This window comes from Bacillus sp. PAMC26543, from assembly GCF_014250375.1.
Taxonomy (GTDB): Bacteria; Bacillota; Bacilli; order Bacillales; family Bacillaceae; genus Bacillus; species Bacillus halotolerans.
The window spans coordinates 1,557,656-1,576,789 of record NZ_CP060193.1 but is presented as its reverse complement, the minus strand read 5'-3'; the positions used below and the strand labels follow the sequence as shown (position 1 = coordinate 1,576,789).

Below are 19,134 nucleotides of genomic sequence, written 5' to 3'. Positions count from 1 at the left end.
GTCAACCGCTTGTCTCACTATCTTAACTCGTCAGCACTGATAAGCTCAATTATCATTTCCGAGAAAGACGGTCAGCATCTTAGCAGATGACTTGACTTATAAGTCCTTTACTTTCATCCAAACTCGCCAGAAAATCCCTCAACGCATTCTTCAGCACATCCTTAGAGACCTCGAGCTGGCTGTCGATGCTCGATCCCTTGATCGCTTGTTCCTCGGTCGATACCTTTTCACATACAAATTTCCATCACCCTGGATCGTATTCCTACAAATTTTAATGATAGCAATCGTTAATGCATTTTGTCAGCTTGCTGTCCCTCGATGATTATTACCTTCATAAATGCATCACCCCTTGGGTAATGCTATGTAATAACTGTTTGTCCTAATGAAGTGATTTTCAACAAGTGTAAAAAAAGGAAAAACTAGTTACTGATCAGTAACTAGTTTTCATCTTAAAGATTTAAATGTTTGGTTTCACCATATTTTCCGGTTTAACCATCTCATCAAATTGTTCTTCCGTTAGCAATTTAAGTTTCACAGCAGCCTCTTTTAACGTTAAGCCTTCTTTATGAGCAAACTTAGCAATTTTCGCAGCTTTTTCATATCCGATATAAGGATTCAATGCTGTGACAAGCATCAAAGATCCGGAAAGATTTTCTTTAATGGTTTTCGTATTAGGTTCAATACCAACCGCACAATGATCATGGAAAGATTTTATTCCATCACTCAGTAACTGCACGGATTGAAGGAAGTTATAGATAATAACCGGTTTAAATACATTTAGTTCAAAGTTGCCCTGACTTGAAGCAAAACCAATAGTTGCATCATTCCCCATAATTTGAGCCGCAATCATGGTTAGGGCTTCACATTGAGTAGGGTTGACTTTACCGGGCATAATGGAGCTGCCAGGTTCATTTTCCGGGATTGAAATTTCCCCGATACCACAGCGAGGACCGCTTGCAAGCCATCTAACATCGTTCGCAATTTTCATTAAGTCAGCAGCTAATGCCTTCATAGCACCATGTACATACGTTATTTCATCATGACTAGTTAAGGCATGGAACTTATTCGGTGAACTTTTAAACTGTTGGCCTGTAAAATTCGAGATTTCCTCTGAGACAACTTCTCCAAACTGTGGATGTGCATTAATGCCTGTCCCTACTGCCGTACCCCCGATAGCAAGTTCACGCATTTTTTCAGTTGCTTCCAATATCATTTCTTTCGAACGATCAACCATATACACCCAACCGCTAATTTCTTGTCCAAGGGTTAAAGGTGTAGCATCTTGAAGATGTGTACGACCTATTTTTACAATGTCATTGAATTTTTTTGCTTTTTCATCTAATGTGTTCCGAAGTTGATCAAGTGCAGGAACTAATTGTTCATAGATGGCTAATACACCTGCAACATGCATCGCTGTTGGGAAAGTGTCATTCGAACTTTGACTGCGATTGACATCATCATTTGGATGTATGGTTTGTATAGAGCCTTTTTCTTTTAATAAAGCTGTTGCAAGGTTCGCTATAACTTCATTAACATTCATATTGCTTTGTGTACCGCTTCCCGTCTGCCAAACAACGAGTGGAAAATTGTCATCATATTTGCCTTCAAGAATTTCATCACAAACTGCTGTAATAACCTCTGTTTTTTCGTTATCCAAATTACCTAGACGATTATTAGCAATAGCTGTACTGCGCTTCAATATAGCAAAAGCTTTAACAATACGGATAGGCATTTTTTCAGAACCTATCTTGAAGTTCTCTTTACTACGTTGTGTTTGCGCTCCCCAAAACTTATCAGCAGGCACCTTTATTTCTCCAAAAGTATCTTTTTCAATTCGATAGTTCATTAAAATAGTCCTCCTTCTGAACACATAATTAGTTTAAAATTCATATAAAAATTCATATATTTTTTCGATAAATTTATCATAACACTAATAAATTATGATGTATAATGCATAATAAATATGATTTTAATTCATTTATGTAATGATTTATAAAAAAGGTGGATTTCTAATGGAATGGGAACAATTAGAATACTTTCAAACACTTGCTCGTATACAGCATGTAACTAAAGCTGCTGAAACATTATCAATAACACAGCCAGCACTTTCTCGGTCTATTGTTAGATTAGAAAATTACTTAGGGGTTCCGCTTTTTGATAGACAAGGCCGGTCCATTACATTAAATAAATATGGGGAAAGATTCCTCAAGAGGGTCGATTCCATCATTAAAGAATTTACTGAAGGAAAGGAAGAAATTCAATCCCTTTTACAACCAGATCAAGGTGAAGTGTCTTTAGGCTTTTTACACACTCTGGGTACAACGATCGTTCCAAATTTAATTGGAGCATTTAAAGATCAATACCCAAATGTTCATTTCCAATTAAACCAGTCTCACTCTAATCAGCTTTTAGATAAACTAAAATCAGGTGAACTAGATCTCTGCCTGCTTGCTTCTTTTCCAGTCGAATCAAATATAATGTGGAAGCCCTTATGGAAGGAGGAGCTCTTTTTATTTTTGCCCAAAAAACATGTGTTAGCTACTCGTAAGGATATTACCTTAAACGAAATTGCTAATGAGCCTTTTGTTTTAATGAAAGAAGGTTTTGCTCTTCGAGTAACAATAGATCATATATTTGAACAGGTTAATATTACCCCAAACATTGTATTTGAAGGCGAAGAAGCTACTACAATCGCAGGTTTTGTTGCAGCGGGTCTTGGCGTTTCAATTCTTCCTGATTTTAAAGGCTTAGACCAAACAAATATCGCAAAGGTCCGTATTAGTTGGCCAAGGTTTGAGCGTGTAGTCGGTATTTCTTGGATTGAAGGGAAGTATCTATCACCTGTCACTGAAAACTTCAAGCAATATATCATCAATCAGTTTCCTCAAATAGATTCGATATAGTATTAAGTTACTGTCGTTGAGTTCAAGTCATGGCACTCCTAGATGGATTTAATAGCTCTAAAGCAAAAACAAAGAAGATACCAATATGGCTTTGGTATCTCTTTATTAGTTCGAGGCCCTCAATAAAGTGGAAGTATATTGTCAGTTACAGAAGCTTTCAAGCATCTGAAGTTATCCAATACACTCATTGCATCATTTTATATCTATTTTGGGCACAAAATGGGCACAGTTTTTTTCCTTCCAAGTAAAAAAGAAAGGTTCTTTCCTTCCTTTAGTCCCTAACTTCATCTCCAACTATTATGAAACCAACATTTGAATCTGTCTGTATCTACAAAGTGAGTAAATATTAAAATGCTTTACCATTACTGTCAAATGGAATTAGACTAATCATCATCAATGATAGCTGAGTCATTGAGGATAACTTGCTTATGAGTCCTTTACTTGCGTCCTCCCTTAAGCGGTTAAAAGCTGGACGTTCAAACAACTCACCAGAATACCCTTCATCAGCATACTTCAGCACATCTTAGTCCCTGCTTTCTTTATACAGGCTTCGATCTGGCTGTCAATGCTCGATCCCTTGATCGCTTGTTCCTCGGTCGATACCCTTACATATATTGCTATCACCCTGGATCTCCTTCCTATAACGTTTTATTAAATAATGATAGTAAGCGTTAATGCATTTGTCAGCTTGCGGTCACTCGATGATTATCAACTTCATAAAATGCATCATCCCTTGGGTAATGCTATGTAACAACTGTTTGTTCTAATAATGAGGTGATTTTCAATGAGTATATAAAAGCAGTAAAAAAAACCGATAGTATTAAACCACCGGTTTTTACTACACTCATTAGGCCTTCAACATTATAAAACCATCTTGCACGTTATGAATGTTTATTTTTATTATACTCTTTACTTTCATTTTCTATAATTTTTAATTTCTTCCTTATGATAGCTTGTTTTTATGAATTGTATATTTCTCTGTTTAGATTCACAACATCCTCGTGTGAAAATTTAACATCCTTTTTCTCTGCAAATATTTCCATCACTTTGTCGCGTAGTAACGGTGCTTTTTCTTTATTCGCCTTTTTCAACGCTTTCGTAAGTTCATCTTTTGTTAGCTCTGTGCAGTAAGCAGGAGTTCCTGGTTGCTGTCTCCAAGAATCACTTAAAGAACCACTGTCTATTGCATCGAAGCCTAACTCGGATACTACGTCTATGACTACTTGTTTTTGTGATGTGTCATCACCAGAAACTGCTATCGCGATTCGTTCACTAGAATCTACGGTTGTTCCTTCATTTTCTAAAGTATAGGCTAATAAATTGTTGAATGCTTTAATGACAGGTCTGCCTAATTGATTTGATACCCAAACACTTTCAACCATCCCGTTCTCGATTTCTTCAATTTTGTCGTCTCTAAAAGGATAATAATTTGAAGTATCTACAATGATTACATCCTCTCCGACTTGATCGATCATATTTCGAATGCTTGACATTGCTTTTGTAGGAAGAGATATGATCAGAACATCAATGTTTTTAATTGCATCCTCTACGCGCACAGGGGTTCCAGCAAGCTTTTTTCCTTCTAAATATTCAATTGCCCTTGCATCTGCAATTTTGACATCATGCCCATTCTCAACTAATTTTTTAGAAATAATTGACCCAATTGTTCCTGCACCTATAATTCCGAATTTCACTATTTTCCCTCCTAAAAGAATTTGTATATAAAAGAATATTTCTGCTTAAAGTTACACCATTATATGTTCACCAAATCGTAAACATATATTAAGAAAAGCGTAATGAGTATTGAGTATTTCTTTTACATATACTAGAATAAAACCGTTTCTCATCTATTTAAAGTAGGTAATTTAAATTGCCGTAGTACATTTTTCTGTACTTAACAGCAGAAAGCAGGTGAAAAGGTGTCTAAAATATGTAAGGATGGATTTGACAAAGAGTATATAAAGGAACAAAGAGAAGTATATGGAATTGCATATGCTCAAAATATGCTTTCGGGACGCTGGAAATATATTATTCTCTGGTTTTTAAAAACAAAAAAACGTCGTTATAGCGAAATTAAAGCTTTTTTATGGGACATTTCACAAGGTTCTCTTACAAAGCAGCTGAGAGAATTAGAAACAGATGGATTAATTAAGAGAGAGGTGTTTCCTGAGGTTCCTCCTCGTGTAGAGTATTCACTAACCTCAAAAGGGAAAGAATTCATTCCTATAATTGATTTGATGGAAGAGTTCGGAAAGAAGTTTGGGGAGCAGATAGAGTAATTTTACGATAAGAGTTTATGAAGAAATGTATTAAAGTATCGGGGCAAGAGTTAAAAGATCAGAAGCTGTCGAATGTGACAGCTTTTTTTTACTAACTAAGCAGGTTGACACAAGCTTCCTTTTTCGGGACATTTGCCGGATCTTTTGTTTATTCCATTTAAATTCTTTTTCAAATTCGTTTTAACAAAATCTAGCCACCTTTTTATCTAGTTTTTGGTACTAAGTACAAAAAAATGCACTACGGCAATTTAAATTGCCCTCTTCATAAATTAGAGTGCTGATTTTATCATATTGTATACAAGTTACACTTTTTTCAAAAGTAACTCTAGCCCAACTTAATCAGCTTGAATCTAATATGTAAGAAAGGAAGAGTGTCAATATGAACAATACAATTGAATTACTTTGTAATCATACTTCCATTCGGTCTTTTACAGATCAACCTCTCACAAAGGAGCAACGAGAAGCAATCTTTAAGGCAGCTAATCAGACTTCATCTTTCAGCCTTCTTCAGGCCGTTTCTATCATTAGAATTACAGATCCAGATCTTCGAAAACAAGTAATGGAGCTTTCTGCGAACCAGCCTTATATTGAAGAGGCAGCAGAGTTTTGGATTTTTTGTGCAGATTTTAACCGAAATCATCAAATCGCTCCCGATGTAGATCTTGAGTATATTGAATACCTTTTAATAGGTACATTTGATGCTGGGCTAATGGCTCAAAATGCTTTGACTGCAGCCGAATCAATGGGACTCGGCGGCGTATATATCGGTGGAATTAGACTACATATTACAGACTTAACTGAGATATTACATTTACCAAAACATGTGGTTCCTTTAGTAGGGCTATGCATAGGCCACCCTGCTGAAGAGAAACCTGGATTAAAACCACGTTTGCCTCAATCGATGGTCATGTTTGATAATCAGTATCAATCGCTAGATGATGAAAAATTAGCAACCTATGATCAACAGATGCGTGAGTATTACCAGAATCGTCCTGTTAAAGCGCCTTTCACAGTGAAAAAAGTAAAGGGATGGAAAGATCATATTGAGGACCATCTCGAAAGAAGCAAACTCCCCTTCATGCTTGAGTATTTAAATAAACAGGGATTTGCTAAAAAATAAATTTTCCCAAGAGAAATTTTCGGTATTCTATCCAAATAAAAGAGGAAGAGTTTTGACGCTCTTCCTCTTTATGCTTAAAAATTTTTTATTGATATTTAACCCTTTCAACATAGCCCTCCCTTTTTAACAATCCATTTCATTTGGGATACACCCCCATCATTGAACGTATTTCCTATGAAAAATGATTTTGAACCTCATAGGAACCCTTACATGACAGGGTTTTTGTTATTTTTTCATCAAGACCTAAATCAAAAAAAGCCATAAAAAATAAGGAGTGATACATATTATACATGACTAATATGTATCACTCCTTTAGTTCTTGTTCATTAATCGCGCCCGATTGTGGAAGATCGTTATTGAGTTAAAGCCCCCGATAGTTAGATAAGAAAAAGCAAAGGAACTTGCTATTTCTCAAATACATCACCCAAATTTTCAATGTTAGTTTGTTTTTCATACATACTAATAATAAAAGTAAAACCTTATTAAGACTTTACAAGACAAACTGAATTGACTATAGTCTAATTAGACTAAAATATTGATGTAAAGAAGTGAAAAATGAGATGATAAAGTCTTTTTTAATGTTGGGGCAGTCGAATATGGCGGGCCGTGGATTTTTGAATGAAGTAGACCCTATCTATAATGAAAAAATAAAAATGCTGCGCAATGGACAGTGGCAGATGATGACAGAGCCGATTAATTATGACCGTCCGGTTTCCGGCGTTGGCCTAGCGGCATCTTTTGCAGATGCATGGTCGAAAGCTCATCCCGATGAAGAAATTGGCTTGATCCCTTGTGCGGAAGGTGGCAGTTCATTGAATGACTGGCATCCGGAAGGCATCCTTTTTCAGCATGCTTTGTCCGAAGCCCGCTTCGCCCTCCGGTCCAGTCAAATTTGCGGAATCCTTTGGCACCAGGGTGAGAGTGACAGTTATCAGTCGCTACATGAAACTTATTACGAGAAATTAACTCTTATCATCGAAACGCTAAGAAACGAGTTGAAACTTGATGAGGTACCGTTGATTATTGGAGGGCTTGGTGACTTTCTTGGGAAGACCGGTTTTGGACAGCACGCGACCGAATTTCGACAGGTTAATGAACAATTGCTGCGTTTTGCTAATGAACAACAGAATTGTTATTTTGTTACTGCATCAGGTTTGACTGCGAATCCTGATGGCATTCATTTAGACGCAGCTTCACAACGCAAATTCGGTTACCGCTATTTCGAGGCTTTTTCGAAAAAGTACCATATCCTGAAACCCATTTCGGGAGAGGAGCAATCACTGAAAGTGAATGGTGACTATTCTAAAACAGAACAGATTTACCTTCATAGTATGGATTTGGCTTCGGGTAAAATCACGTACGCGGAATTTGAAGCGCGGATGGCGAAGGTGATGAAACCATAATTCCCTTACTTATCCTTGGCTTGCTAATCCAAAATCCCGGAGCTCACGGCTATGAACTTCTGGCCTTAATGGAAAAACGCCATTACAAATACATTGTTAACTTCACGAAAGGTTCATTTTATTACAATCTGCAGCAACTTGAAGAAAAGTGTTTTATTGAACAGATTCAGCAGAAACCCTCAACCAGCGGGCGTGAAATCCGTAACTTTAAAGTCACAGAATCGGGAAGGGCAGAATTCGAGAAATTAATGATCAAACACGGCACCAAATCGGAATATGTGAACCTGCAATTTTATGGGGCGTTACTCTTTGCCGATGAATTTGACAAAAATAAATTACTGGGTCTGATCCAATCACAAATCGACCAGACTAAAACTCGAATCGAGCTCCTTGATGAATACCTGTCCATCACTCAAGAAATTCCCGGCGCAATCAATTACTTTCGCCGTATGAACGAAAATTCCCGTTCACATCACTTGGTTAATTTAGAGTGGTTCGAAAAATTGAAAGCAGAAATAGAGTGAACTATTGCATAATAAAAAAATGCAATGTTAAATTTAGTTACCTAAATATAAAACCTGTGTCGTAGATATCTAGTAACATCATTGATACAGGTTTTATACTCCTTCTTTAATTAAGCCAGCTAATAGAGTTGTCAACACTTGCCCCCCAACAAGAGCAAATGAATCTGCTGCGTGTCCTTCTTTTTCAATCCTTCGTATGAATAACCACTATTTACACCGTTGTCTTTCTCATTTATATTTTCATTTATGTTGCTTTTATATTCTAATATATGAAAATGAAGTTGCTGATTACATAAGGAGCGTTTATTGTGAAGAGAACCATTGAGTTTTTTTAAAGTTTGATAGGGAGCCTATTGGGTGTTGTAGCATCTATTCTAGCTTTAGGTATCGCCTACCTTGATTTATTTTTTCATTTGATCAGATACTTTGAAATGACAAGCGACCTCCTTGTAGGGGCATGGGGATCTTTGATCTTTTCATGCGTTGGATTTACCGCTTCAATTGTTGTCTTATTCAAACCAAGGTTGAGCAGTGTTTTACTTTTTATCTCAGGGATTGGAGGACTTATCTGTATTGATTGGTTCTACTTAATACCAGCAGTACTTATGATCATTCCTGGAATCATGGTATCTGTAAGGAAAGGAAAAATGAAGACTGAAACAATTTAGAGAAGAGTATTATGATAGACTCTTCTTTTTTCATTAGTTTAATTTCTTCTTTGTACACAAGAAAACCTCCCGCTAAGGAGGCGGGTTTATGCATTCATTTTAATGAGTTATAAATACTTTCCGTATACTTTGTGATGACTTTGTCATAATATGGATACTTATATCTAAGACTTTCTGATACAACTTTTGAATATTTCCTAAATAATTCATAGCAAGTAAATAACGACTTACACATTTCTTGATACCCATTCATAGAATATGTAGACATTAGCTCTTCCCATTCTTTATTTGAAAGGTAACGTTTAATAAATTTATAGTTCTTGCCCATACTGAATGAATACCCTTGCTGGGATGCAATATGCCACGCCATCATTCTCAATAAATTAGGACGTACATTCTCATTTAAATGGTCGATTGCAAAAAGTATTTCTTTTCTTGCTAATCCTTTTACTACGTATGTCGAAACCATCCAGAACTCATTACAGCAATCATCAAATTCCCTTGCAGAAGGCTCTTTAATCCAATATTGACGATCATTTGGGATTACTTTATTTTTGATGAAATTATCCTTATCAAGCAAGACCTCAACCAAACCATCGTTCTTAGCAAAATAATCTTCTACTTCACTGATTGGAATAAGGGTTAGATCTAATTTGTTACCATCCTCAAAAAGAATGATGTATGAAAACCAGTTACCTAATTCAGGAGGAAAAAGCTCCATATCTTCGGGTTTTTGCATCATAATGCGAGTACCAAAGAATTCAAGCCACCGATCATTATCTTTAAAAGATTCCATATCAGTTACAAAATAAGAAATGTCATAGTCTCGGAAGTTGTCGGGGAGAATATTTCTGTTTGTAGGTGATCCTTCCAAAGTAACCAATCGGATTCTTTCATCATTCAAAGCAAAGTCTAAAAAAATGTCCATCATTACCTGTTCACTTCGCATTGCATGTATTCCTCCGTTTCAACTTTTTCTTTTTGCAGCCTAAATACCTCTAACTCTAAACGAATATGGCTCTAATTATGAAACAAACACTTTTCATTATCGATTATTGTCATTAATTACTTAGCAGCTCTTCAAGAAACACCACCCTTATCTTAGATGCATTTTCCCGTGAAAAAAGTCTTAGTTTTCCCTATAATATTTCACGAATCCAATTTTTATATTGTCGTCTTTAAGGAGGTTTTTCATCTTGAGGTATACAAACAGTCATTTAGAGGATTGGATTGAAAACTTATACAGGAAGATTGATATTAAAGAACCAGAACAAATTAATTTTGAACGGATTGCCAAGGCTTTAGATATCAGGCTTTCGTTTAAACCTGTAACAAGCTTCGCACTTAAACACAGCGGAATTTATAATATATGCTTGGACAGCCGAAAAAGCCGAACTGAACAATGGTATGATTTCGCTCATGAATTTTGCCATATATATAGACATGAAGGTGATAAAAAAACAATGCCTGTAACTTTTTTCAAATTCACAAAACCAAAAAAGAAAGTCTACTCTATTATTATTTTAAACTCATCCTCTAATTCCTCTTGAGCCTCTTGTAAAACTTCTAATGCATCATCAGCGTATGAACCTAAAAACTTTTTACTACACTCAAAATTTCTCCAGATTAAAGTTAACGGCAACTCTATCCACCCTGTAAGGCAATCCCATAAAGCGTCTAAATTTCCCCCATAGTAGTCTGGGAAGTCTAATTTATCTTTTAATGCATTATGTAACCCTTCTTTATTTTGAAAATCTTTTCCATATACAACTATTTTTTTCATTAAAAACTATGTCCTCCATTATTTAACTTAACAAACGTTTTATAATAAATCTGTTGTTTTATACCCTCATTCGAATAAAGTAATCTGTCATTCCCTCTGTAACCTGTGATATAGTTTATATCATCTTCGCACCACACTCTATTTTTAGCTTCAGAAAGATTTTTCTCTGTTTTTGTATATATCTCCCCCGATACTTTTACCCGGTGCTACTTACCTTTTATGCTTTCCCATCCTACTTGCTTCTTCTTTATTTATGTAATTATCCGGCACCGGCCATTGATCGCCATCTCATCCATACTGAGCAACACTCCAATTTCACATTAGAGTTGCTGAACCAAAGAGTACTCTCTGCAACTGTTGAACCTCTTTCACCATCCAGTGATAGCTGTTGATTAGATTTTCCGTTATCCTTTAAGAACTAATACATATTAGCAGGGAGCTAGCCATGATTCAAAAATACACAACTGAAGTTTCTTTAGACTTTTTTAATGGTGATGAAACAGATTTAAAGGATACAATTGAGGAGATTAAACTTTTTGCAAAGACATATGAGAACGATAAAGTAACCGTCCTAAGTGTTACTGAAAACGAATCTTCAAAGGGAAAAAACTATAAAGTTCTTTTACAGCACGAAAGAGATACAGATAATCTAGGACGTAAATATGAATATGATGAAGAAAAACTATTCGGTTTCTTTGAAGATGAAGAATAGTTATTACCCCGTTAGCGCATACAAAGAACCCACATTTTAGTGGGTTTTTTCAATTATTCATTTACATACCCTTAAAATCTATCTCATGATTAAACCTGCGCAAGGCTGTCCTTATTTAAATCACTGTTCTGCCATGCTCAGAAGCTTCTAAGACATGCGTAGTAACCCGTTTGAAGATGTATTACAGGAAGCGACCCAACATTTATTTAATCAATCAGTGATGGGAAACTATGCTCCCCCTTTTGTAATTAATAAAGAAATCCTCATCATGCATTTACGCGAAATGAAAAAACAAAAAAGACGTGTCCCTTCATGATCCGATCGGGCAGGATATTGATTACGAAGATAAAAATGAATAGCTGCATTCGAAAAAGCTATGTATCACTCAGAAACTCATGTTAAATAAGTGGATAGCCCTTCTCATAAAGGAGATAGGCTCTTTTTACTTCAATATTGTTTTCGATTTCGCGTTTTTGGACCGTAAATTCTATCCCAGGTAATCCGTTGTATGAGTAACATCTAACTTCAAAATACATCACAAACATTGATTTAAGATACCGTTCCTTTTGCAACATATGAGAATAGGGATGATTAAACCACTCAGTAAAAATCTCTTTCTGTAGAATTTCTACACCTTTCCTTTAAAATGCTTTATTTCTATAAATACGAATCGACAGAAGCCAAGAACAAACATATAGAATAATAACCGAAAATAGAATTAATAAATAAACATTAAGATTTTGTAATGATAATAATATTCGAACATTTTCTCTGATTATATCGTTCACATTTCGGAACAAGGTATTAATCAACACCATATAAATACCGAATAAAACAAGTGAGCCTTTGAACAAATATCGGCTGTTAAACTGATAACTAAATGGAAAGATAAATGAAGCAGATACCATCACAAGGCATACTATATACATAAGATCGATCCATATTGTTAGTTCTCTATGAATGATCAAATTTCCAATAACAATTGTAAGCACTACAATAAAAGTAAAAATAAGTACTCCAATGTACTTTGAACTAACGATTTCCCTGCGTGTATATGGCAGTGAATTCAGCAGGATATTTATTCGGGCTTTTTCATCCATTGAAAACGCGTTCATTATTATGACAATACTAAATACAAAACCTGACCAGATATATGATATATTTAACGTTAAATAAACAAATAAAGCAGGCAATAATATCATAAGAGATTTCTTTTGTAAAATGATATCTTTTCTTATTAAGTGAAACACCCTATTTAGCCCCTTTCTTTGTATAGAACATCAGCTCTTCAATCGTTGGTTTTTCGATCAAAACTAAGTCACCAAACACATCTTCTATACGTGCTTTATTGGCTGTTAATGCCTCAAAACCAGCATTAGATTTCCGGATGGAAATAAACTCCTGTTCTGTATCTCGATCTAATAACTCCGCGCCTCCTTTTACAATGGCATACTCTTCTTGAATTTGATACGATTTCTTTGTGAAAATATGCTCACCATTATGAATAAAAGTAATATAATCTGCAATACGGTCTAAATCTGTTGTAATATGAGTAGAAAAGAAGATCGTTTTCTTTCCATCTTGCATTATATTATGTAGTATATCTAGAAACTCCCTGCGAAATATTGGATCTAATCCCGATGTGGGTTCATCCATAATAATTAACTCTGCATGGTGTGATAAGGCTATTGATAAAGAAGCTTTCATCATCATTCCTTTAGAAAATGATTTGATTTTTTTATTTAACGGCAGTTCAAATTTTTCAACATAGAAATTAAATAGGCGATCATCCCATTTCATATAGCAGGGCCTTATAATCTCCTTCATTTCTGCTAATGTTAAATGTGCGTAGAAAATATTTTCATCAAATACAAAACCAATCCGTTGCTTTATTTCTTTTTCATGTGCTTTATGATCTAACCCAAATATTGAAATCGATCCGCTATCTGGTTGCAATAAGTTCATCATAAGTTTAATCGTTGTAGATTTTCCAACACCATTACCACCGATAAAACCCGTTATAAATCCTTTTTTAACTGTCATTGAAATATCTTTTAGCTGAAAATCACCAAATGATTTATAAACATGTTTGAATTCAATAACATTTTCCACTATTCTTCCTCCCTATATAACAGTGTAAGTATGTCCTTTAATTCTGTAAGTGAGATGCCCATTTCTTTACTGTTTTGAATTGCCGTCAACAATTGCTCTTCAATTACCTTCATTTTTCTTTCTTTCATCATCTCACTGTCCTGCTCCGATACAAAAGAACCTTTCCCAACAACCGAATATATGAATCCGTTCTTCTCAAGTTCCTCATAGGCACGTTTCGTTGTAATAACACTTATATCCAAATCCTTCGCTAACTGTCGCATTGAAGGTAAGGATTGCCCTGCATGTAATTCATTGGTCAAAATATGTTTTTTAATTTGAGCATAAATTTGCACATAAATAGGTTCTTTTGAATGATTTGAAATGATAATTTGCATATAAAACCCCACTATCATATTGTATATATACTTTATATACAATATATCCAAATTAATATCAGAATACAACTCTTTTTTAATCCAATCCTTCGAGTTTATCGTTTGGTTAAGTATAGGGCTATAATGCTTCATTCACTTGTAAGGTGCATGAAGCATTGCCAAGACAACAGAGGGATAGTTGAGAAGGTTTATTTCTTCACTCAATTTATATTTAAATTGCTAATTATGTATAGAAAGTTAATTATGTTTACACTCCAAATCAGAAAGAAACACAAATTACATAAGAATGAGGATAAAATTTTTAATAATGTACACATTCATTTATAGAGATAATAGAAGTTCGGTAATGTAGTGCTCATGATCAAAAGTTTCCTTTACGGAGTGTAACAGTCGGGAAATACAAACGAAAATAAGCACCTCCTGCTCAGAACATAATATCCAAGCAGAGGTGCATATAAAAATGAGCAGGTATATAATGGTGTGTTGACGTATTTTCTCCTGATTATTTCAAGAGAGACTCAATTTCCGATTTCGTTTTCGTTCCATAAATCCGTCTATATTGGTATTGTTGCCCTTTCAATGCTCTCAATTTCAACTTAGACTAAAAAATCATTTTAAAATTCATTTCAACTAGCATCCCTTTCGAAGTAACTCGCCCCCGCATATCATGTACTATCCTCTTTTAAAGGAGGTGGACATATGGGATACTCAAATGGTTGTGGTAGCTCCTTCGCATTAATCGTGGTGCTATTCATCTTACTAATCATTGTTGGAGCAGCTTTCTTCGGAGGCTATCCAGAAGGCGTTCCTATTTAACCCTATATGCAGGAGTACCTCCCTGTTCTGTTTGACGCCATAAGAAACTTTTATGGCGTTTTAATTTGTTTTTTAGACAAAAAATTCATTTTTTCTTATTTAGACGTAAATCTATGTCGAAAACGATCGTTTGGCATATCTTATACTACCCTCACTAAAGGAGGTGGCAATATGTCTAATGGTTACGGTAGTTCCTTCGCGTTAATCGTGGTGCTATTCATCTTGTTAATCATTGTCGGAGCAGCTTTCTTTAGATATTAAGTTAAATCTAGACTAACTCCTCCGTAGCAGCACCTCCCTGTTCGGCTAAACGCCATAAGAAACCTTTATGGCGTTTTGTAATGTGATTACTCATTATCCTGACAAAGTTTCTGTACCAGGGAAATATAAATTACAAATCTTCATCTTTCTGAAACTCTATGAGCTTTTTTAAAACGTCCACAGTTTTACCTTACATCATTCATATTGATCCAGAGCCATTTTATACGCTCAGCTGAAGTTATATAGTGTAGCAATATAAAACAAAAAAAGTTACAAAGATCAATAATTCAATAAATAATCTTGTTCACGGCTATTACAGTTAGACCGCTTCGACTAGGATCATTGCCTGCAAATATGGACCAGATAATAAATCACTACAATTGGTAAAGCTAAAGTTAAAGCATATTCTAAGCACACACACCCTATGAAAATGACTGCAGCACTTCAAGTGAAAATCTTAGAAGTAGATTAATTTGACTCAGTTTTTCCAACTCCTCAGTTTTCGGAGAGATCTTCTCCACCATTAAAAGATAGTAAAATATGACAACTTTTCCCGTTCTGGTTATGATAAGTCGGTTGCATCTTAATTATTCGAAGGATTACTTGTTACCCTTTTCGAAATCAATTACTTGTTTTTGTTGCGAATACCGCCCACTGCCGTTGGCAGAACATCGGGTTCCAAAACAATACCTATATTCTTACATTGACAAGGGTATGCTGCCTCCTTAAAATGAAAATGATTATCAACATCAATTAGGGGGAAATACAGATGCTTAGTGGGAAGATTCGTTTGAAAATTAAATTTACTTTCGTATCGATACTCATCTTTTCTATTTTATTAGCAGGATGTACAAATGCAGGACAAACAGAGAAGAAAGATCCTCACAGTATGGTCACAATTGCTTGGCCTAGAGATATAGGAGAAATAAACCCACATGTCTATAATCCTTCCCAATTGTTTACGCAGTCAATGGTGTACGAGCCTTTGGTCTCTTATGAAGCGGGCGGAAAGCTTAAACCGCATTTGGCTGAGTCTTGGGATATATCTCATGACGGCAAAGTGTATACGTTTCATTTGCGTAAGAATGTAACATTTTCTGACGGGACAACATTTAATGCAAAAATCGTGAAAAAGAATTTTGACTCCATTTTAAAACATCCTGAGTTACATAGCTGGTTAGGATTTATTACAAAAATAGCTCAAACAAAAGTGATCGATAATCATACATTTCAATTGACACTGACTGAATCATATTATCCAACCATTCAGGAGCTTGCAGTTGTACGGCCTGTTCGGATTTTAGGAGAGGCTGGGTTCCCTAAGGATGGCGATACATCAAAAGGTGTAGCAAAACCGGTCGGGACGGGTCCATGGGTATTGGAAGAGCATAAAACCGATGAATATGCGATTTTTAAACGCAATGAAAATTATTGGGGTGAAAAGCCTAAAGTCGAGAAAATCAAGGTGAAAGTCATCCCAGACGCAGAAACAAGAGTACTTGCATTTGAAAAAGGTGAACTGGACTTAATTTACGGTGAAGGCGTCATCAGTTTGGATGCATATAAGCAGCTGCAATCGACAGGTCAATATGAAACAAGCCTTTCCGAACCGGTGGCGACGAGACAGCTTGTCATGAATACAAAAAAAGAACAGCTTTCTGATGAACGTGTTCGCCAAGCCCTGCACTATGGCTTTAATAAAGACGCCATGGTGGAAGGCATTACCTCCGGATTAGAAGAAAAAGCAGATCATATTTTGCCGACAACCTTCCCATACACGTCTGATATTGATGTAAAGCCAGTGAAATATGATGCGGAAAAAGCGGGAGCGTTATTAGATGCAGCAGGTTGGAAGCTTCCGAATGGCAAGACGGTGCGTGAGAAAGACGGAAAGCCTCTTGAATTTAGTTTAATGTATGATTCAGCGGAATCCATTCAAAAAGCAATGGCAGAAACGCTGCAAGCAGAGTGGGCAGCGATTGGGGTGAAGTTGAATCTTGAAGGAGTAGAATTGGCGACTCAGGTTAAACGGTTCAAAGCGAATGAATTTGATATGAACTTCTTTAGCAACTATGGCGCACCTTATGATCCGCATACATTTGTAAACATTGTCGCGTCAAAAGGATTTGGATTTAATGAAGCGATTTCGGCATATCCAAACAAGGATGAGCTATTGAAGCAGATGGCAAAAGTTCCCAAAACAACTGATAAAAAAGAGCGTCAACTTCTTTACTCATCTATTTTAACATCCCTTCAAGATCAGGGAGCTATCGTTCCTATCTCTTATATAAAAAAGACAGCGATCTACCAAAAGAATATTACAGACTTTACTTTCCCTGCCAACCGTGATGAACATCCATTTACAGGTATTCGCATTAAGCAGTAGGAGGCTTTTATGGGCATCTATATATTGAAACGAATCATGTCCATCATACCAGTGTTTCTTTTAGCTACACTTCTGACAACTGGAATGATTCAACTCTCACCGGTTGACCCGGCTGAAGCGTATGTAGCCGCAGCGCATATCCAGCCAACCGATGACATTTTAGAGCAAAAAAGACATGAGTTTGGCTTAGATCAACCTTTCTATATCCAATATGTAAACTCTATTTTGAAGAAATGCCAATTCGATTTCGGCATTTCTTATGTTTCGAATAAGCCGGTTTGGGACGAGGTTACACTCCGAATGCCAGCAACGATCGAACTTGCGCTTGGTAGTTTATTGATCGCGGTGGTTGTCAGTGTGCCTCTCGGCTTCCTTGCGGGAATGAAAAGAAATCGCGCAATTGATCATATCAGTCGCTTCATTTCCTTTTTCGGGGCATCCATTCCGACTTTTTGGTTAGGGTATATGTTGATTTTTTTCTTTTCTGTTCAATTAGATCTTTTTCCAGTAGAAGGAATTGGGACATGGCAGCACCTCGTACTGCCGTCAATGACGCTGGCGCTTCCTTTAATTGCTATGTATACAAGACTTTTGCGCGCCAGTGTTATAGAAAACCTGCAAGAACCATATGTACAATACGCAAAAATCAGAGGCTTGAAGAATAAAAGCATTATGGCTAAGCATGTATTGAAAATGGCCATTTCTCCGATGATTACAGGCCTAGGAATGAATCTTGGCAAACTTCTCACCGGAACCATTATTGTTGAAGTGGTTTTTTCTTGGCCTGGCTTTGGCCGTTATTTTATTGAGGCCATTTTCAATCGTGACATCCCTGTCATTCAATGCTATGTGTTCATAGCCGCCACATTTTTTATATTGAGTAGCTTAATCGTTGATCTCATTCAAATGTTTATTGATCCGCGCATTTCCAGGAAAGAAGGGCAGTTTCGATGATCACAAGCATACGCATGATATGTAAAAGTCAAAAAGTGATAACAGCATGTATCATCATATTATCAATTCTATTTCTCATTGCTGTATTTGCCCCTTGGATTGCGCCGAATAACCCTGTTGCTGTTCATTTGGCATATAAGCTGCACCCTCCATCCTTGGAGTTCCCTTTAGGAACTGATCATTTAGGAAGATGCAACTTATCCCGCCTTTTGTACGGAACACGAATTTCTTTGGGATTTGCAGTGCTCATTTTTATTTCCTCACTTGTGATCGGTCTCATCGTCGGTACGATTTCGGGATATAAAGGCGGATGGATTGATCATCTGTTAATGAGATGTTGTGATGGTGTGATGGCCTTTCCGAACTTAATTTTAGTTCTTGGTCTAGTGGGCATATTCGGACCTGGACTTCCTCAAGTCATTCTTGCCCTCATGCTTGTGCAATGGGTCTATTATGCGAGAATCTTTAGAGGAATGGTGCTTAGTCTCAAAGAGGAGAACTTTATGAAAGCCGCACAAATCAATGGATCATCACAATGGAAGATTCTGAAAAAACATATCATACCTAATGTGCTCCCTCCCCTCGTTGTCATGGGTACATTGGAAATGGGCTGGGCCATTATGGACATATCCGCTATGTCGTTTCTTGGATTAGGCGTCCAGCCACCGGCTGCGGAATGGGGAGCGATAATTCATGAAGGTAAATCGTATATCCGGACGAACCCTGAGTTGATGATTTATCCAGGGATGATGATCATGATTGTGGTTGTAACGTTCAATTTATTAGGCGAGAGCTTATCAGAAAAATACGGAGTCAAACGTCGATGATAAAAAGGA

At 36.3% G+C, this 19,134-nt stretch carries 18 protein-coding genes and 3 pseudogenes; 12 read left to right on the top strand and 9 right to left on the bottom strand.

What is annotated here, in order from left to right; all coding sequences use genetic code 11:
• Window positions 1-457: 457 nt before the first annotated feature.
• On the bottom strand, window positions 458-1,846 hold the full coding sequence (fumC, locus tag H7F27_RS07865) for a class II fumarate hydratase (RefSeq protein ID WP_185848789.1): 1,389 nt from the start codon (window positions 1,844-1,846) through the stop codon (window positions 458-460).
• Window positions 1,847-2,012: 166 nt separating this feature from the next.
• Between fumC and H7F27_RS07860 the strand changes: the two genes are divergently transcribed.
• A complete protein-coding gene (locus tag H7F27_RS07860) occupies window positions 2,013-2,903 on the top strand; it encodes a LysR family transcriptional regulator (protein ID WP_185848788.1) in 891 nt (296 codons plus the stop codon).
• A 418-nt stretch (window positions 2,904-3,321) separates the two neighbouring features.
• Here H7F27_RS07860 and H7F27_RS20825 read toward each other — a convergent pair.
• The 3 genes and pseudogenes from H7F27_RS20825 to H7F27_RS07850 form a co-directional block, all read right to left on the bottom strand.
• Window positions 3,322-3,485, bottom strand: a pseudogene (locus tag H7F27_RS20825) (recombinase family protein); the annotation flags it as partial.
• Window positions 3,443-3,579 (bottom strand): annotated as a pseudogene (locus H7F27_RS20820) (hypothetical protein). The pseudogenes H7F27_RS20825 and H7F27_RS20820, both read right to left, overlap by 43 nt.
• Window positions 3,580-3,862: 283 nt before the next feature.
• Window positions 3,863-4,597, bottom strand: a complete 735-nt coding sequence (locus tag H7F27_RS07850; protein ID WP_185848787.1) for an NADPH-dependent F420 reductase — start codon at window positions 4,595-4,597, stop codon at window positions 3,863-3,865.
• Window positions 4,598-4,822: 225 nt separating this feature from the next.
• Between H7F27_RS07850 and H7F27_RS07845 the strand changes: the two genes are divergently transcribed.
• From H7F27_RS07845 to H7F27_RS07830, 4 genes are all read left to right on the top strand, one after another.
• Window positions 4,823-5,182, top strand: a complete 360-nt coding sequence (locus tag H7F27_RS07845; RefSeq protein ID WP_024122237.1) for a winged helix-turn-helix transcriptional regulator — start codon at window positions 4,823-4,825, stop codon at window positions 5,180-5,182.
• A gap of 379 nt (window positions 5,183-5,561) precedes the next feature.
• Window positions 5,562-6,302, top strand: a complete 741-nt coding sequence (nfsA, locus tag H7F27_RS07840; protein ID WP_185848786.1) for an oxygen-insensitive NADPH nitroreductase — start codon at window positions 5,562-5,564, stop codon at window positions 6,300-6,302.
• A gap of 560 nt (window positions 6,303-6,862) precedes the next feature.
• Window positions 6,863-7,705: a sialate O-acetylesterase gene (locus tag H7F27_RS07835; RefSeq protein WP_185848933.1), complete on the top strand. Its 843-nt coding sequence runs from the start codon at window positions 6,863-6,865 to the stop codon at window positions 7,703-7,705.
• Window positions 7,702-8,229: a PadR family transcriptional regulator gene (locus H7F27_RS07830; RefSeq protein WP_185848932.1), complete on the top strand. Its 528-nt coding sequence runs from the start codon at window positions 7,702-7,704 to the stop codon at window positions 8,227-8,229. Before H7F27_RS07835 ends, H7F27_RS07830 begins: the two co-directional genes overlap by 4 nt.
• A gap of 762 nt (window positions 8,230-8,991) precedes the next feature.
• Here the strand turns inward: H7F27_RS07830 and ant(6) are convergent.
• Window positions 8,992-9,846 carry an aminoglycoside 6-adenylyltransferase gene (ant(6), locus tag H7F27_RS07825; protein ID WP_185848785.1) on the bottom strand — a complete coding sequence of 285 codons (855 nt, stop codon included), beginning with the start codon at window positions 9,844-9,846 and terminating at the stop codon, window positions 8,992-8,994.
• A 247-nt stretch (window positions 9,847-10,093) separates the two neighbouring features.
• Here ant(6) and H7F27_RS07820 point away from each other — a divergent pair.
• Window positions 10,094-10,375 (top strand): annotated as a pseudogene (locus H7F27_RS07820) (ImmA/IrrE family metallo-endopeptidase); the annotation flags it as partial.
• A gap of 29 nt (window positions 10,376-10,404) precedes the next feature.
• Here the strand turns inward: H7F27_RS07820 and H7F27_RS07815 are convergent.
• Entirely contained in the window at window positions 10,405-10,680 is a 276-nt protein-coding gene (locus tag H7F27_RS07815; RefSeq protein WP_106020152.1) for a barstar family protein, read from the bottom strand.
• Window positions 10,681-11,125: 445 nt separating this feature from the next.
• On the opposite strand from H7F27_RS07815, the gene H7F27_RS07805 reads away from it, so the two are divergent.
• Window positions 11,126-11,392, top strand: a complete 267-nt coding sequence (locus H7F27_RS07805) for a hypothetical protein (protein ID WP_185848784.1) — start codon at window positions 11,126-11,128, stop codon at window positions 11,390-11,392.
• 641 nt (window positions 11,393-12,033) lie between these two features.
• Here the strand turns inward: H7F27_RS07805 and H7F27_RS07800 are convergent.
• The 3 genes from H7F27_RS07800 to H7F27_RS07790 are packed head-to-tail and all read right to left on the bottom strand — an operon-like array spanning window position 12,034 to window position 13,881.
• The gene (locus tag H7F27_RS07800) at window positions 12,034-12,594 is read right to left on the bottom strand and encodes an ABC-2 transporter permease (protein WP_260627363.1); all 561 of its coding nucleotides are present in this window, start codon (window positions 12,592-12,594) and stop codon (window positions 12,034-12,036) included.
• Between the two features lie 49 nt (window positions 12,595-12,643).
• A complete protein-coding gene (locus tag H7F27_RS07795) occupies window positions 12,644-13,504 on the bottom strand; it encodes an ABC transporter ATP-binding protein (RefSeq protein ID WP_185848782.1) in 861 nt (286 codons plus the stop codon).
• Complete coding sequence (locus H7F27_RS07790) at window positions 13,504-13,881, bottom strand: GntR family transcriptional regulator (RefSeq protein WP_185848781.1); 378 nt, start codon at window positions 13,879-13,881, stop codon at window positions 13,504-13,506. The genes H7F27_RS07795 and H7F27_RS07790 overlap by 1 nt, the downstream gene beginning before the upstream one ends.
• A gap of 699 nt (window positions 13,882-14,580) precedes the next feature.
• On the opposite strand from H7F27_RS07790, the gene H7F27_RS07785 reads away from it, so the two are divergent.
• The 5 genes from H7F27_RS07785 (at window position 14,581) to nikC (ending at window position 19,125) form a co-directional block, all read left to right on the top strand.
• Window positions 14,581-14,697, top strand: a complete 117-nt coding sequence (locus H7F27_RS07785) for a YjcZ family sporulation protein (RefSeq protein ID WP_010335054.1) — start codon at window positions 14,581-14,583, stop codon at window positions 14,695-14,697.
• A 171-nt stretch (window positions 14,698-14,868) separates the two neighbouring features.
• A complete protein-coding gene (locus H7F27_RS07780; protein WP_024122253.1) occupies window positions 14,869-14,958 on the top strand; it encodes a YjcZ family sporulation protein in 90 nt (29 codons plus the stop codon).
• A gap of 769 nt (window positions 14,959-15,727) precedes the next feature.
• Complete coding sequence (gene nikA, locus H7F27_RS07775; RefSeq protein ID WP_185848780.1) at window positions 15,728-17,344, top strand: nickel ABC transporter substrate-binding protein; 1,617 nt, start codon at window positions 15,728-15,730, stop codon at window positions 17,342-17,344.
• 9 nt (window positions 17,345-17,353) lie between these two features.
• Entirely contained in the window at window positions 17,354-18,298 is a 945-nt protein-coding gene (nikB, locus tag H7F27_RS07770; RefSeq protein WP_106022546.1) for a nickel ABC transporter permease subunit NikB, read from the top strand.
• On the top strand, window positions 18,295-19,125 hold the full coding sequence (gene nikC, locus H7F27_RS07765; protein ID WP_185848779.1) for a nickel ABC transporter permease subunit NikC: 831 nt from the start codon (window positions 18,295-18,297) through the stop codon (window positions 19,123-19,125). Before nikB ends, nikC begins: the two co-directional genes overlap by 4 nt.
• The last annotated feature ends 9 nt before the right edge of the window (window positions 19,126-19,134 follow it).